The organism is Citrobacter sp. Cu231 (genome assembly GCF_030332265.1).
In the GTDB taxonomy this organism is placed as follows: Bacteria; Pseudomonadota; Gammaproteobacteria; order Enterobacterales; family Enterobacteriaceae; genus Citrobacter; species Citrobacter meridianamericanus.
In genome coordinates this window covers 66,743-82,191 of sequence record NZ_JAOWIE010000020.1, presented here as the reverse complement: position 1 = coordinate 82,191, position 15,449 = coordinate 66,743, and the positions used below count along the sequence as shown (strand labels likewise).

Sequence of the window (15,449 nt, the reverse complement as noted above, 5' to 3'; positions counted from 1 at the left end):
GATGTCGCAACCCTTACTGAAAGTGACCGACCTGGCGAAAAGCTTTTCCGGCGTCTGGGCGCTAAGCAGCGCACAACTGACCGTTGGTGCGGGAGAAATCCACGCGCTGTTAGGTGAAAACGGTGCCGGAAAATCGACCCTGCTGAAAGCGCTGGCGGGCGCGCAGCCGCAAACGCGTGGGGAGATCTGGTTTAACGGCGAAACGTTGCCGGTAGAGGACTCTCCGGTCGAGCGGCAGAACAAGGGCATTATCACTATTTATCAGGAATTTAATCTGCTGCCCAACATGACCGTCGCCGAGAATATGTTCCTCGGGCGTGAACCGCGCAAGCGCAATCTGATTGTGGATGAAAAGGCGGTGAATCAGGAAGCGCAGGTGATTCTGGATTATTTGCAACTGAACGTTGCGCCAACCACTGCCGTGGCCCGACTGAGTGTGGCACAGCAGCAAATGGTGGAAATTGCGCGGGCGCTGACGTTGAACGCAAAGCTTATCATCATGGACGAACCTTCCGCCGCGCTGAGCGACAGCGAAGTAGAAAGTCTGCACCGGGTGGTGCGGGAACTTAAAGGGCGGGGCGTGAGCATTATCTATGTCACCCATCGTCTGCATGAAGTCTTTCAACTTTGCGACCAGTTTACCGTTTTCCAGGATGGACGTTTTACCGGCAATGGTGCGGTTGCACAGACCACTGTAGAACAGCTGATTCGCCTGATGGTGGGGCGTGATGTGGCCTTTAATCGCCGCCCGGCCAGTGAAACTCACCATCAAGATAAACCTGTGCGTCTGGCGGTAAAGGGACTCAGCCGTGAAAAGCCGCCGTTGGATCCGCATGGCATCGCGCTACACGACATTAGTTTCCACGTTCATGCCGGAGAAGTATTAGGCATCGCCGGGCTGGTTGGTGCCGGGCGCACTGAAGTGGCCCGCTGCCTGTTTGGCGCCGACGGGTTTACCTCCGGTAGCTTTGAGCTTGATGGCGTGCCGTATCAGCCGCGCGATCCGCTGTTTGCGCTGGATCAGGGGCTGGCGCTGGTGCCGGAAGATCGTAAAAAAGAGGGCGCGGTGTTGGGGTTGTCGATCCGCGACAACCTGTCGCTTTCCAGCCTGTCATCACTGCTGCAGTGGCGCTGGTTTGTGAATACCCGCAAAGAGGATGCCCTGATCGAGTCTTACCGTCAGGCGCTGCAGATCAAAATGGTCAACAGCGCGCAGGAGGTACGCAAGCTCTCTGGTGGCAACCAGCAAAAGGTGATCCTCGCGCGCTGCATGGCACTTAATCCGCGGGTGCTGATTGTCGATGAGCCGACGCGTGGCATCGATGTTGGTACCAAATCAGAAGTCCATCAGGTGTTGTTTGATATGGCGAAGAAGGGCGTGGCGGTGATCGTGATCTCCTCCGATCTGCCTGAAGTCATGGCGGTTTCCGATCGGATCATCACGCTGAGTGAAGGCCGGGTGACTGGCGAGATCCATGGAGATGACGCCAATGAAGAGCGGTTAATGACGATGATGGCCATCAACCACAACGCCCTGAATGCGGCATAACGGAGTGATTCATGACGCAGATTATTTCTAAAACGCAGGTTCCAGCCAAACGCGGCGGACGTCTCGATCCTATAGCCTTTTTTGAGCGCTTTGGGGTACTGATTTTCATGATCCTGCTGCTGATTTTCTTTCAGTTGCAGAACAGCAATTTTCTTTCTGAACGCAATATTTTCAACATCCTGACCGAAGTCTCCATCTACGGGATCATGGCTGTCGGTATGACGTTTGTCATTCTGACCGCCGGAATCGATCTGTCGGTAGGCTCCATCCTGGCAGTCTGCGCCATGACCGCCGCGTATGTGATTAAGGGCGACAACTTCACCACCGTCGATCCGAACGCCTGGGGCGGCATGAGCTGGCTGATTGGCCTTGGGATCTGTATGGCGATGGGCACCGCGATTGGTTTCCTGCATGGCCTCGGCGTGACCCGCCTGCGTCTGCCGCCGTTTATCGTCACCCTCGGCGGGATGACCATCTGGCGCGGCCTGACGCTGGTCATTAACGACGGCGCGCCGATTGCCGGGTTCGACGCGGGTTACCGCTGGTGGGGGCGTGGTGAACTGCTCGGCATTTCCATTCCGATCTGGATCTTCGCTTTGGTGGCGGTGGGTGGTTATCTGGCGCTGCATAAAACCCGTTGGGGGCGCTTCGTGTACGCCATCGGCGGCAACCCGGAGGCGGCGCGCCTGGCCGGGGTCAACGTCAAGCGCGTGTTGGTCAGCGTCTACGTGCTGATTGGCTGTCTGGCGGGGCTGGCGGGCTTCATCCTCAGTGCGCGTTTGGGCAGTGCGGAAGCGGTCGCCGGGATCTCGTTTGAGCTGCGCGTCATCGCTTCCGTGGTGATTGGCGGCACGTCGCTGATGGGGGGCTACGGACGCATCGGTGGCACCATTATCGGCTCGATCATCATGGGCATCCTGATTAACGGCCTGGTGCTGATGAACGTCTCGGCTTATTACCAACAAATTATAACCGGCTTAATTATCGTTCTGGCGGTGGCGTTCGATACCTACGCCAAGAGCCGTCGCGGCGCACTGTGAGGATCACGATGAAAGAAGTTCGTATTGGACTAATTGGCACCGGGTATATCGGCAAGGCGCATGCCATCGCCTATGCCCAGGCCCCGACGGTGTTCAACCTGCGCGGCAAACTGGTGCGCGAAATGGTGGCGGAAGTCACGCCGGAGCTGGCGGCCGAACGGGCGCAGGCCTTTGGCTTCAATCGCTCAACCGGAGACTGGCGTGCGCTGGTGGCCGACCCGGCCATTGACGTGGTTGATATTTGTTCGCCTAACCATCTGCATAAAGAGATGGCGCTGGAGGCGATCCGTCACGGCAAGCACGTCTACTCGGAGAAGCCGCTGGCGCTGAACGCCCATGACGCGCGTGAAATGGTGGAGGCGGCACAACGGACCGGAGTGAAAACGCTGGTGGGTTTCAACTACATGAAGAACCCGACCGCGCAACTGGCGAAAGAGATTATTGCACGCGGAGAAATTGGCGAGGTGATCCATTTCTACGGTACCCACAACGAAGACTATATGGCCGACCCGCTTTCGCCGATCCACTGGCACTGTTTTAAAGAAACGGCGGGTCTGGGCGCGCTGGGCGATCTCGCGGCGCATATCGTCAATATGGCCCAGTATCTGGTGGGGGATATCGAGCAGGTCTGCGGTGACCTGAAAACGGTGGTGCCAGAGCGTCCGGCGCAGGCCGATTCATCGCAAATGGTGGCGGTAGAAAATGAGGATCAGGCCCACGCGATGGTGCGCTTCGCGGGCGGGGCGCAAGGGGTGATTGAAACCTCCCGCGTGGCCTGTGGCCGCAAAATGGGGTTGTCGTACGTGATTACCGGGACTAAAGGGAGCATCAGTTTTACCCAGGAGCGCATGGCGGAGCTGAAACTCTATTTGCATGACGATCCGGTCAACCGACAGGGATTTCGTACCTTGCTCGTTGGCCCGGCACACCCGGACTACGGTGCGTTTTGTATGGGGGCCGGGCATGGCATCGGCTTTAACGATCAGAAAACCGTGGAAGTGCGCGATCTGGTGGACGGCATTGCCGCCGATGCGCCGATGTGGCCGGACTTCGAAGAGGGCTGGAAGGTGTCGCGTGTGCTTGACGCCATCGCACTCTCGCACCTGGAAGGCCGCTGGCTGAACGTGAACGACATTGTCTGAAGAGGGTTCAACGTGGAAAAGCAGTTTGATGTGATATGCATGGGCCGCGTGGCGGTTGACCTCTACAGTCAGCAGATTGGCGCACGCCTGGAAGATGTGTCGAGCTTTGCCAAATACCTTGGCGGTTCGTCGGGCAATGTGGCGTACGGCACGGCGCGCCAGGGATTGCGTTCTTCAATGTTGGCGCGGGTTGGCGACGAACATATGGGGCGTTTTCTGCGGGAAGAGTTAAACCAGGTGGGCTGTGACACCAGCCATCTGATTACCGATAAAGACCGCCTGACGGCGCTGGTGCTACTCGGCATTAAAGACCGGGATACCTTTCCTCTGATTTTTTACCGTGATAACTGCGCGGATATGGCGATTACTGCCAGCGATGTTGATGAACAGTACATCGCGTCTGCCCGCTGTCTTGCCATCACCGGAACCCATCTTTCTCATCCCCAGACCCGCGAGGCGGTGCTGACGGCGCTGGGTTATGCCCGCCGCCACGGCGTGCGCACGGTGCTGGATATCGACTACCGTCCGGTGTTATGGGGGTTAACGTCCTTAGGCGACGGCGAAACGCGTTTTATCGCCGCTGAGCAGGTGACGCGTCAATTGCAGGATGTGCTGCACCTGTTTGACGTCATCGTCGGCACCGAGGAGGAGTTTCATATCGCGGGCGGCAGCACCGAAACGCTGCAGGCGCTGGAGAAGGTGCGTGGTGTGAGTCAGGCTACGCTGGTCTGCAAACGCGGCGCGCTCGGCTGCTCGGTGTATATCGATGCCATCCCACCCCGGCTGGACGATGGCCTGACGGTGACCGGCGTGCGCGTCGAGGTGCTTAACGTGCTTGGCGCAGGGGATGCGTTTATGTCCGGCCTGCTGCGGGGCTACCTGAACGATGAAGGCTGGGAGCAGGCGTGCCGCTATGCCAATGCCTGCGGCGCGCTGGTAGTGTCGCGCCATGGCTGTGCCCCGGCGATGCCGAGCAAAATCGAGCTGGATGATTATCTCTCCCGCGCCGCACTCGTTCCGCGTCCGGATCTTGACCCGCGTCTAAACCATCTGCACCGCGTCACTACCCGTCGCCGCGAATGGCCGGAACTGTGTGTGATGGCCTTCGATCACCGCAGTCAGCTTGAGGAGATGGCGCTGCAGTGCGGCTCGTCTCTGAAACGTATTCCGGCGCTGAAGCAGCTGATCCTGCAGGCCAGCCGCGAGGCGGCCAACAGCGCCGGGCTGGAGGGTAAGGCCGGGCTGCTGTGCGACGGTACGTTTGGTCAGGATGCGCTGAATGCGATAACCGGAGAGGGCTGGTGGATAGGTCGCCCTATCGAACTGCCGGGTTCGCGCCCGCTGGAGATGGAACACGGCAATATAGGTTCGCAGCTCATCAGCTGGCCGCAGGAGCATGTGGTGAAGTGTCTGGTCTTTTTCCATCCGGAAGATGCCCATGCGCTGCGTCTGGAGCAAGAACAGAAAATTGCCGAGGTGTACCACGCCTGCTGCCAGTCCGGGCATGAGCTGCTGCTGGAGGTGATATTGCCCGCCAGCATGCCGCGCAGCGACGATCTCTACCTGCGTGCCATCTCCCGTTTCTACAACCTGGGGATTTCCCCCGACTGGTGGAAACTGCCACCGCTCTCGGCCAGCGGCTGGACGGCGCTGAGTGAAATTATCGCGCGCCGTGACCCACACTGCCGTGGGGTGGTGATCCTCGGTCTGGATGCCCCGGCAGAGCAACTGCGCGCCGACTTCAAAGCCGCTGCAGGACAAACGCTGGTCAAGGGTTTCGCCGTGGGACGTACGCTGTTTGGCGACGCCTCTCGCGCGTGGTTGAAACACGATATTGATGATGCGCAGCTGGTGGCGCGCATTAAGGATAACTACCTGCAGCTTATCGCCTGGTGGCGCGAGCGCGGACAAGCATAATTCAGGAGAAGATAATGACGGTACAATTAGGTATTAATCCACTGACATGGACGAATGACGATCTGCCTTCTCTGGGCGCCGAGACCTCGCTGGATACTTGTCTGAGCGAAGGCAAAGAGGCCGGGTTTGCTGGTTTCGAACTGGGCAATAAATTCCCGCGCGAGGCGCGACTGCTCGGCCCCATTTTGCAGCGCCACGAGCTGCAACTGGTTTCCGGCTGGTACTCCGGTCGTCTGCTGGAGCGTAGCGTAGAGGAGGAGATTGCCGCCGTGCAATCGCACCTGACGTTACTGCGCGAACTGGGGGCGAAGGTGTTGGTATTTGCCGAAGTGAGTGGCTGTATTCACGGCGAGCAGCAGACACCGGTACATCTGCGTCCGCGCTTCCCGCAGGCACGCTGGCAAGAGTACGGCGAAAAACTCACTGAATTTGCCCGCTACACACAGCAGCAAGGGGTACAGATTGCCTATCATCACCATATGGGCACGGTGATTGAGTCCGCCGACGACGTGGACAACCTGATGACCCATACCGGTGATGAAGTCGGATTGCTGCTCGACACCGGCCATTTGACCTTCGCAGGTGCCGATCCGCTGGCGGTGGCACAGCGTTGGGCATCGCGTATCAACCATGTTCACTGTAAAGACGTGCGTGCCGACGTGCTGGCGGATGTCAAAAATCGCAAAACCAGCTTTCTTGATGCAGTACTGAGCGGTGTTTTTACCGTGCCGGGAGATGGCTGCGTTGACTATCCGCCGATCATGGCCTTGCTGAAGGCGAATCAATATCAGGGTTGGCTGGTAGTGGAAGCGGAGCAGGATCCGGCCATCGCGCACCCGCTGACGTATGCGCGTCTGGGCTATAACAACCTTAGCCGTCTGGCGCGGGATGCCGGGCTTATCTGAGGAGGTGACATGTCACGTTTATTATCGCGCTGGCAGCAACCTGACGCACAAGGGCGAACGCAGTCGGTGACCCCAGAACGTGCTGGCTGGGGATATGTCGGCTTTGCAGCGTATGAACTGGAGGAGGGGCAGCAGCTTACGCTGCCCGCAGTCAGCGAAGAACGCTGTCTGGTACTGGTCGCCGGACGCGCAACCATCACCACGCCGCGCGCAACCTTTACGGATATCGGCGAGCGGATGAGCCCGTTCGAACGCAGTAAACCGTGGGCGGTGTATGTCACCTCTGGTGAGGCAATACAGATTCAGGCTGTGACCAGACTGGAGCTGGCAGTTTGTGCTGCGCCGGGGAAAGGAACGTACCCGACGCGGCTGATCGCACCACAGGATATCGAGGGAGAAGCGCGCGGCAAGGGCAATAACCAGCGTTATGTGCATAACATCTTACCGGAAGATAAACCCGCAGATAGCCTGCTGGTGGTGGAGGTGTGGACCAATGAAGGCTGCACCAGTTCCTACCCAAGCCATAAGCATGACACGGATAACCCACCGCAGGAGACCTATCTGGAGGAGACCTACTATCATCGTCTCAATCCGGAACAGGGGTTCTGCATGCAGCGCGTCTACACTGACGACAGAATGTTGGATGAATGTATGGCGGTCTATAACCGTGACGTGGTCATGGTGCCGAAGGGGTATCACCCGGTGGCGACGATGGCCGGGTATGACAGCTATTACCTCAACGTTATGGCCGGGCCGGTCCGCAAATGGATGTTCACCTGGGAAGATGATCACGCGTGGATTAACAGGGATTATCCGGTCGATAAATAAGGATGAAAGCGTTTGGCTGCGGTGAAAGCAGATTTGGAGTCAGGGCCTGTGCGTTACTGTGGCCCTGCTCTGGTTTCGCTGTAAAAAGGATTGAGTCAGGTCAGCAATCCTGGATTGTGGTTAAATAATAATAAAAAACGCGAAAGTGGCTTTCATTATTAAATGACTTTATTAAATGGCTGGGAAATTATTCGCTGATTTTTTTCTCAACGGATGCAGCACCTTCTTTGGTCTTATTCCAGCCTTTCTCTGTGCCTTCTTTGGTTGCATTCCAACCTTTTTCAGTGCCTTCTTTAGTTTTATTCCAGGCTTTTTGCGAACCTTCGCTCACTTTGCTACTCAGGTTATCTTGTTTACCTTCCGCAGCATGTTTAGCTTTTAATTTCTGCTCTTCGCCCTGATTCTGCGCCTGATGCAGTTTTTCTTTTGCGGTATTAGCGTTTTCGTGTGCGGCAGCTACATCATTATCAGTTGCGTGTGTCGTAGCGGCAATAACCGGAGAAGCCAGCAAAATTGCAGATAATGCGATAATTGTCTTTTTCATAATATCCTCGCTTAGCGTTATAAGTTATTAGCGTGAATAAGCGTGGCACGTAAACGAAGCGCTGGCTTTAGGAAAAAACTGTAAGTGCAGACAAAACTATTTATCTGATTAATGCACTCGCGAACCATCAATATGGTTATTTTGTGTTTGGTAAAATCCACGTTTAATATTGGGTTAAATAACGAGTGGCTGTGGGGGAACAGAATTTTACGCATTGGTTGATGCCCCGGTAGAAACTGTAGGGGCAGTGTTTCCTTCGGTGCGTTTGTGCAAGATGCGGACATTTCGCGGCTAAACTAAAGTAGTTTTGGTAGTGTTTAAAACCACCTAACCCTTTGTGATACGATGGCGGTTTCAGCTTGTCACATGAGGTCAGATTGTGAATTCATACATTTTTCTTGCAGGAGCTATCGTAGCTGAAGTTATAGGTACAACCCTGATGAAGTTCTCTGACGGATTTACACGCCTTTGGCCATCTGTAGCCACAATAGTGTGCTACTGCACTGCTTTTTATCTTCTTGCCCAGACGTTATCGACCATTCCAACGGGTATTGCGTACGCAATTTGGTCAGGTGCTGGAATCGTTTTAATCAGCCTTCTGGGCTGGTTAGTAAGTGGGCAAAAGCTTGATTTTCCGGCGATTGCAGGCATGGTCCTTATTTGTGCCGGGGTTCTGGTTATTAATATTTTTTCAAAATCCTCCCCACATTGATTCTCCTGGAGGAGTGTCGGATATCAGGTTATCTGCTTCATCTACCCCTAAATTTTCCGGTTAATGCGCAGCGCATCAACAACGAGTGAAAAGGCCGGGGAAGGCTGCTTGCGGCTGGGATAATAAAGATAGTAGCCCGGAAAAGGATGACACCAGGATTCAAGTACGCGAACGAGACGACCCTCTTTGAGGTGTGAGCCAAACTCCTCCTCAGGTAAAAAGGCAATACCCAACCCTGCCAGCGCGGCGTCAACAACATGTTCCGACGTATTAAACGTCAACTGTCCGTTAACCCGAACGTTCAGCTCTCCTCCCTCGTGATCGAATTCCCAGACATAAATCCCCCCGGATCGGACCATACGCAGATTAATACACTGATGCTGCGTCAGATCATGGGGCGTTTGCGGTACCGGGTATCGCTCGAAATAATCTGGCGAGGCGGCCGCTGCCATACGAAGTTTCGGACCGATGGGCATCGCTATCATATCTTTATCGATCGTATCGCCAAGCCGCACGCCCGCATCGAACCGATCTGCCACGATGTCACGGAATCCGTGGTTGGCATCGAATTCGATATGAATATCCGGATATTCGCGCAGCAGCGGCGTCAGCTTGGGCAGCAGAGTCGTTTTCAGCACGTTCGGCCCGCAGGTGATGCGGACGGTTCCTGCTGGCTTATCCCGCAGTTCAGTCAGCATATCCAGTTCGGCCTCAATCTCGTCAATGCGATGGCCCACCGACTGCAGCAGTCGTTCACCGGCGGCCGTCGGGGCGACGCTGCGGGTGGTCCGCGTCAGCAGGCGGATTTGCATCCGCTCTTCCAGCCCGGAAATCGCCTGGCTCAGCGCGGGCTGAGTCACGCCAAGCTGCGCGGCGGCACGCGTAAAGCTGCCTTCCCGCGCCACGGTGACGAAAGAGAGTAAATCGTTGAGGTTGCGTCTGGCCATGTTCAGTTCCGGTCTATTTATAAATTTTACTTATAGGCTTATTAAGCATTCATTAGCTAGTTTCCCCGCTGCCTATTGGTAACAATAATGCGATGAAAAAGTCAACGCTAAACGATATGCAAAACATGCACCGCAAAACGTCGCTGCTGATGATGTTCCTTCTTGTCGGGCTGCTATGCGTTACGCAGTCCGTGATGGCGGGTGACAACGAACGGGTCGCTGTACAGGAGAAGCTTATGAAAATTGAGATCGTTGTGAATAGTGAGACCGCCACTGCCACCCTCTATGACACGCCGACAGGGCGGGATTTTGCGTCACTGCTTCCCCTCAGCCTCACGCTGCAAGATTACGCCGATATTGAGCGCATTAGCGATCTGCCGCGCAGGCTTTCCACTGCACAGGCTCCGGAAGGCATGACGCCGGAAGCCGGGGATATTACTTTCTACGCGCCTTGGGGCAACCTGGCGATTTTTGCCCAGGGCAGGCCTTACGCCCGTTCACTGATCCCGGTTGGCAAAGTCGATTCGGGATTGTCCGCCCTGCAGCGCCATGGACCGCTTAAGTTGCAGATCAGGATCGTGGACTGAGCAGTCGTTCCTTTCATACCCATCGTTCCCTTTTACTACCGTGCTTGTCCCCACGCCGACGCGTCAAAGTCTCCTGAAGGCGCAGGGGAGGGCATCGCATTATCAACAAAAAAGAAAGGCTAAATGCGTAATCAGAAAACTGAAACCAGAAACAAAAACGGAGAAAGTGAAAAACAACCGGCGCACTGGGGCGGCGTGTTTGCCATGACACTGTGCGTCTTCGCCCTGATCGCCTCCGAATTTATGCCGGTCAGCCTCCTGACGCCGATGGCGCAGTCCCTGAACGTCACCGAAGGCATGGCCGGGCAGGGAATCGCCATTTCCGGCGTGTTTGCGGTGGTGACCAGCCTGTTTATTTCCCGACTGGCAGGCTCGCTTAACCGGAAAACTCTGCTGCTCGGCCTGACGTGCATCATGGCGCTGTCCGGGGCCGTTATTGCGATGGCCCCCAACTACCTGACCTATATGACGGGGCGGGCTCTGATTGGCATTGTAGTCGGCGGGTTCTGGTCGATGTCGGCGGCGACGGCGATGCGTCTGGTGCCAGTGCACCGTGTTCCGTTGGCGCTGGCTATTTTTAACAGCGGCAATGCGCTAGCCACTGTCGTGGCCGCACCTCTGGGCAGTTGGCTGGGTTCGGTCATCGGCTGGCGGGGGACCTTCTTCTGCCTGCTACCCGTCGCCATCGTCGCGTTTGTCTGGCAACTGCTCAGTCTGCCCTCTATGCCGGTTACCCGCCCGCATGTGGGCGCTGGCAACGTCTTCATGCTGTTCCGCCACCGGGTGGTCACGCTGGGCATGCTAGGGGTGGGGATCTTCTTTATGGGACAGTTCACGCTCTTTACCTATATCCGACCCTTCCTCGAAGCGGTAACGAAGGTGGACGCTTCAGCGGTGACTCTCATCCTGTTGGTCATCGGTATGGCGGGCTTCATCGGCACTACGTTGATTAGCCGGGTATTGAAGCGCGGATTCTACCCGACCCTGATGGCGATTCCTGTACTGATGGCGATCATCGCGCTGGCCCTGATCGCGTTTAGCAACCAGGCGGCCATCGTGACGATACTGCTCGGACTGTGGGGGCTGATTTCAACCGCCGCGCCAGTGGGATGGTGGGCATGGGTTCCACGCACGTTCCCGCAGGATGCCGAAGCGGGAGGTGGGCTAATGGTGGCGATGGTGCAACTGTCCATTGCGCTGGGATCCACCGTGGGAGGCCTGCTGTTCGACCATCACGGTTTCCAGAGCACCTTTCTGGTCAGCGCCGCAATGCTGATTATCGCAACCGTACTGATATTCCTGACCTCACGAGCAGACGCGTCTGCCGGTGGCCATTCATCACACTCGTCCTGATAAGGAAACCATCATGAATAAATTTACGTTAGCCCTGGGGATGTTCATCAGCGCATTTGCCGCCTCCGCGGCGGATATGTCCAGAGGTGCGGATAACTTTTATAAAAGCGATAAGGTGACGCAGCAAAAAGTCACCTTTAAAAACCAGTATCAGATGAACGTGGTTGGCAATCTGTTTGTCCCGAAAACGATCGTTCAGAACGCCAAAAACCCGGCGGTCATCGTGGGCCACCCGATGGGCGCAGTCAAAGAGCAGGGCTCAAACCTGTACGCGCAGAAACTGGCGGAGCAGGGTTTTGTCACGCTGGCGATTGATCTCTCGTTCTGGGGAGAAAGCGAAGGTAAGCCAGGGCACCTGATTTCACCGGAAATCTACGCGGATGATTTCAGCGCGGCGGTTGATTATCTCAGCACACAACCATTTGTTGATCCGGAAAATATCGGCGTGCTGGGCATCTGCGGTAGCGGAAGTTTTGTCATCAGCGCCGCGAAGATTGACCCACGTATGAAAGCCATCGCCACCGTTAGCATGTATGACATGGGAGCTGCGTTCCGTAACGGGCTTAACCATTCCCAGACGCTTGAACAACGTAAGGCCTTCATCCAGTCGGCCATTGAGCAGCGGTTTGCTGAGTTTAAAGGGGGAGAGACGGCTTACATTCCGGGCACTGTAAATAAACTGGACACCTCCACGCCAGAAATTCAGCGCGAGTTCTTTGATTTCTACCGCACCGAACGCGGCGGCTACACCCCGCAGGGCGAGAAAGAAGAACTGACGACAAAACCGATGCTGAGCAGTATTGGCAAGTTTATGAACTTCTACCCGTTCAACGATATTGAAGCCATTTCACCGCGTCCGATGCTCTTTATCACCGGCGATCAGGCTCATTCAAAAGAGTTCAGCGAGGACGCCTTCAAACGCGCCGCTCAGCCTAAAGAGCTGTATGTCGTTCCGGGGGCTGGGCACGTCGATCTGTACGATCGCACAGACGTGATCCCCTTCGACAAATTGGCCGACTTTTTCCGTAAGAACCTCAAATAACGCGTCAGTTAAGGAGCATGCGACATGAACTACAAACATCTGGGCCGAACAGGCCTGCGGGTGAGCCGTATCGGTCTTGGGACTATGAACTTTGGTGAACTGACGGATGAGCCAACCAGCTTCAGGATCATGGATGAGGCGGTGGATGCGGGTATCAACTTTTTCGATACCGCCGATGTTTACGGCGGACCGCAGTCGCCGGATATGGCAAAGGGGTACGGGACATCCGAAGAGATCATCGGCAACTGGCTGGCGCGCAGCGGAAAGCGCGAGCGGATCGTGCTGGCCACAAAAGTTTATCAGCCGATGGATACGGGTCCGAACGATAAATATTTGTCCGCTTACCATATTCGCCGGGCATGTGAAGCCAGCCTGAAAAGGCTCAAAACGGACCATATCGATCTCTATCAGATGCACCATATCGACCGGAACACCCCCTGGGAGGAGATCTGGCAGGCTATGGAACAGCTGATCCGTGAGGGTAAAATTAGTTATGTGGGCAGCAGTAACTTTGCTGGCTGGGACATTGCTACCGCACAATGTAAGGCCGACGTACGTAACCTGCTGGGACTGGCATCTGAACAGAGCCTGTACAATCTGACCCAGCGCACGGTTGAGCTGGAGGTGATCCCTGCGCTGCGTCATTACGGCATTGGCCTTATCCCATGGAGTCCGGTAGGGAGGGGAATGCTGGGCGGTGTGCTGCGTAAAATGACAGAGGGGCGCAGGGCAACACCGCATATGCAGGTGCAAATCAATCATCTGCGGCCACAGCTGGAAGCCTGGGAGCAGCTTTGCGATGAAATGGGTGAAACGCCGGCTGACGTTGCGCTTGCCTGGCTATTGCAAAATCCGACCGTCACCAGCGTACTCAGCGGGCCACGTACGGTTGAACAACTTCGTCAGAATCTCAATGCGCTGTCTGTAACGTTAACGCCTGAAACACTTGAAAAACTGGATGCTATTTGGCCAGGACCAGGCGGGGAAGCTCCTGAGGCCTATGCCTGGTAACAAAGTGTCTAAAAGGTTCGGATTTAATGGGTTCTCTTCGGACTTCGCTGGATAAAATGAGGGCACAAAAAAGCCCGCAGAGCTTGCGCCGTGCGGGCTCTTAGGACTTATCGGATGACACTGGTAATCACCGGCTGGCGTCCTTGTAATTGGTGTGGGAGGTGGTTGAGGCTCTGGTGGACGTTGCTAACATTGTGATGTGGCTTTATCGGAACATATCAATATCGCTAACACTGCTAAACTCAACGAGATATATGCAATCTGAACACGGAGCACATGATGGTCACCACACATGTTTTCATCGCGGTCAGTCTTGATGGTTTTATCGCTCGGCAGGAGGGTGATATCGACTGGCTGTTAAAGCGCGATGACCCGACAGAAGATCATGGCTATGCCGCATTCATCGCGGACAAAGATTGGATCATTATGGGTCGAGGCAGCTATGAGAAGGTGCTGACTTTTAACGAATGGCCTTATGATCTGCCCGTGCTGGTGCTTTCCCGGCAGCTAGCCGATACCACCGTGCCCGAGGCGCTGAAGGATAAAGTGCAGTTTTCATGCCTCACGCCAGGGGAGGCTCTTGCTGACCTGATGGAGAAGAACGTGCACCGGGTCTATATCGATGGTGGGCAGTTAATACAGTCGTTCCTGCGCGAAGGTCTGGTCGCCGATATCGTTATCACTACCGTTCCTGTCCTGCTCGGTTCGGGAAAACCGCTGTTCGGAGTTCTGCCCCATGATATCGATTTGACGCTATTATCCAGCCGCAGCTTCCCTTCAGGTCTGGTGCAGTCGCATTATCGGCTGACGCCATAAGCTGAATCAAAGCATAGTGGTGACCTCCACTTTTCGCTCATAGCCGATGCTCACATCAGTTATGGCTAAAAGCAGGTATGAGAGGAAGATTACAGACTAAGGTGAAAGAAAAGTGGGTTGTTGATTGTGGTTGCATTGAGCGTGGCTAATGAGGCTGGAAAGCAGAAACAAAAAAGCCCGCTGATGCGGGCTTTTTTGTCACTCGGGAGCCGCGGCTCCTTTGTGTATCCTTTTTTGTCTCCTCACCGTCTGGTCGGTGTCCTGCTGAGACTGCTAACTTCCTGTTTTACTAGTGCTGTCCTGGCACTGTCCAATCATGATTGGCTGGCGGAGTCTGAACTGGCCCGTTAACCACCTGAATTAAAATGCTAATTCTTCAATTCAATTATTCTTTGGTGCCTAAGAAGGTGCCTAAAACTAATTTTCATTTTATCGGTCCACTTGGCGTTATCTTATAATGCTGCTTAGGAGAAGGCGAGAGCTGGTTTCAACAATCACCTGCCGGGTTCCTCCGCGATACGCAGCGTAAGCCCTTGAGCATTAACGACAGCTATCAGCTCAGCGAGCTCGATACTGTCAACATCGACCGCGATTTTCCCCATGTTCAGCGCCAGCACATTGATGCTGTCAGTGTTAAGGTTCAGGCTGATTTTCACTGTGCTTTTCCTCCCTGATACTGGCCCGTTGTGATGCGGGTTATGGTGCTGTAGCCGCTGCTTACTATCAGTCCGGTCGCACGACGGGCACGCAGAATGTCGATGGCCCCAATCAGTGAAGAGCGTTCGGTTAGGCTGAAACGGCTGTGGTCGGTGCGCACCAGTTCATATCTTTCCACAATGAAATTGACAGCATCACACAGGGATATACCGGCGTTGATGTGCGCCTGAATCACGCTGTTGTCGCCAAACGGCGTGTCGTTGAGCATGAGGCCATAGTGTTTATCCAGCAGATGTGCGAGCAGCAACTGCCAGATTCGCACGGGAGACGGGCAGGGCTCAGCCGCCCGTGGCTCGGGTAACGGTAAAGTTTGCATTGGGTGTGTCCTGTTTTTGGAGG

The 15,449-nt window shown here is 55.4% G+C and carries 15 protein-coding genes and 1 pseudogene; 12 read left to right on the top strand and 4 right to left on the bottom strand.

Going from position 1 to position 15,449, the window contains the following annotated elements; translation table 11 throughout:
- The first annotated feature begins 1 nt into the window (after position 1).
- Genes OGY15_RS01150 through iolB form a run of 6 tightly spaced genes read left to right on the top strand, consistent with a single transcriptional unit; the run spans position 2 to position 7,381 of the window.
- Positions 2-1,549: a sugar ABC transporter ATP-binding protein gene (locus tag OGY15_RS01150; protein WP_151224215.1), complete on the top strand. Its 1,548-nt coding sequence runs from the start codon at positions 2-4 to the stop codon at positions 1,547-1,549.
- An 11-nt stretch (positions 1,550-1,560) separates the two neighbouring features.
- A complete protein-coding gene (locus OGY15_RS01145) occupies positions 1,561-2,589 on the top strand; it encodes an ABC transporter permease (RefSeq protein WP_003826102.1) in 1,029 nt (342 codons plus the stop codon).
- An 8-nt stretch (positions 2,590-2,597) separates the two neighbouring features.
- Positions 2,598-3,731, top strand: a complete 1,134-nt coding sequence (locus tag OGY15_RS01140; RefSeq protein WP_286537678.1) for a Gfo/Idh/MocA family protein — start codon at positions 2,598-2,600, stop codon at positions 3,729-3,731.
- Between the two features lie 12 nt (positions 3,732-3,743).
- Positions 3,744-5,648: a bifunctional 5-dehydro-2-deoxygluconokinase/5-dehydro-2-deoxyphosphogluconate aldolase gene (locus tag OGY15_RS01135; protein ID WP_151224213.1), complete on the top strand. Its 1,905-nt coding sequence runs from the start codon at positions 3,744-3,746 to the stop codon at positions 5,646-5,648.
- A 14-nt stretch (positions 5,649-5,662) separates the two neighbouring features.
- The gene (gene iolE / locus OGY15_RS01130; protein ID WP_151218133.1) at positions 5,663-6,553 is read left to right on the top strand and encodes a myo-inosose-2 dehydratase; all 891 of its coding nucleotides are present in this window, start codon (positions 5,663-5,665) and stop codon (positions 6,551-6,553) included.
- Positions 6,554-6,562: 9 nt separating this feature from the next.
- On the top strand, positions 6,563-7,381 hold the full coding sequence (iolB, locus tag OGY15_RS01125) for a 5-deoxy-glucuronate isomerase (RefSeq protein ID WP_151224211.1): 819 nt from the start codon (positions 6,563-6,565) through the stop codon (positions 7,379-7,381).
- A 187-nt stretch (positions 7,382-7,568) separates the two neighbouring features.
- Here the strand turns inward: iolB and OGY15_RS01120 are convergent, their stop codons facing one another.
- Positions 7,569-7,925 carry a KPN_00521 family repetitive protein gene (locus OGY15_RS01120; RefSeq protein WP_187258872.1) on the bottom strand — a complete coding sequence of 119 codons (357 nt, stop codon included), beginning with the start codon at positions 7,923-7,925 and terminating at the stop codon, positions 7,569-7,571.
- A gap of 379 nt (positions 7,926-8,304) precedes the next feature.
- On the opposite strand from OGY15_RS01120, the gene OGY15_RS01115 reads away from it, so the two are divergent.
- Entirely contained in the window at positions 8,305-8,637 is a 333-nt protein-coding gene (locus tag OGY15_RS01115) for an EmrE family multidrug efflux SMR transporter (protein ID WP_151218131.1), read from the top strand.
- A 47-nt stretch (positions 8,638-8,684) separates the two neighbouring features.
- Here OGY15_RS01115 and OGY15_RS01110 read toward each other — a convergent pair whose 3' ends face one another.
- Positions 8,685-9,584 carry a LysR family transcriptional regulator gene (locus tag OGY15_RS01110; RefSeq protein WP_151218130.1) on the bottom strand — a complete coding sequence of 300 codons (900 nt, stop codon included), beginning with the start codon at positions 9,582-9,584 and terminating at the stop codon, positions 8,685-8,687.
- A 92-nt stretch (positions 9,585-9,676) separates the two neighbouring features.
- Here OGY15_RS01110 and OGY15_RS01105 point away from each other — a divergent pair, with 92 nt between their 5' ends.
- The 5 genes from OGY15_RS01105 to OGY15_RS01085 all read left to right on the top strand — a co-directional run bounded on the left by OGY15_RS01105 (position 9,677) and on the right by OGY15_RS01085 (position 14,393).
- Complete coding sequence (locus tag OGY15_RS01105; RefSeq protein ID WP_286537662.1) at positions 9,677-10,171, top strand: cyclophilin-like fold protein; 495 nt, start codon at positions 9,677-9,679, stop codon at positions 10,169-10,171.
- Between the two features lie 123 nt (positions 10,172-10,294).
- Entirely contained in the window at positions 10,295-11,524 is a 1,230-nt protein-coding gene (locus OGY15_RS01100; RefSeq protein ID WP_286537658.1) for an MFS transporter, read from the top strand.
- 13 nt (positions 11,525-11,537) lie between these two features.
- Positions 11,538-12,566 carry an alpha/beta hydrolase gene (locus OGY15_RS01095; protein WP_187253061.1) on the top strand — a complete coding sequence of 343 codons (1,029 nt, stop codon included), beginning with the start codon at positions 11,538-11,540 and terminating at the stop codon, positions 12,564-12,566.
- 24 nt (positions 12,567-12,590) lie between these two features.
- Entirely contained in the window at positions 12,591-13,577 is a 987-nt protein-coding gene (locus tag OGY15_RS01090; protein WP_151218127.1) for an aldo/keto reductase, read from the top strand.
- Between the two features lie 279 nt (positions 13,578-13,856).
- Positions 13,857-14,393: a dihydrofolate reductase family protein gene (locus tag OGY15_RS01085; protein ID WP_151224443.1), complete on the top strand. Its 537-nt coding sequence runs from the start codon at positions 13,857-13,859 to the stop codon at positions 14,391-14,393.
- Between the two features lie 497 nt (positions 14,394-14,890).
- Here the strand turns inward: OGY15_RS01085 and OGY15_RS01080 are convergent.
- Positions 14,891-15,049: pseudogene (locus OGY15_RS01080) on the bottom strand (DUF5983 family protein); the annotation flags it as partial.
- Positions 15,046-15,426 carry a TA system toxin CbtA family protein gene (locus OGY15_RS01075; RefSeq protein WP_038886251.1) on the bottom strand — a complete coding sequence of 127 codons (381 nt, stop codon included), beginning with the start codon at positions 15,424-15,426 and terminating at the stop codon, positions 15,046-15,048. The gene OGY15_RS01075 and the pseudogene OGY15_RS01080, both read right to left, overlap by 4 nt.
- Between the last annotated feature and the right edge of the window lie 23 nt (positions 15,427-15,449).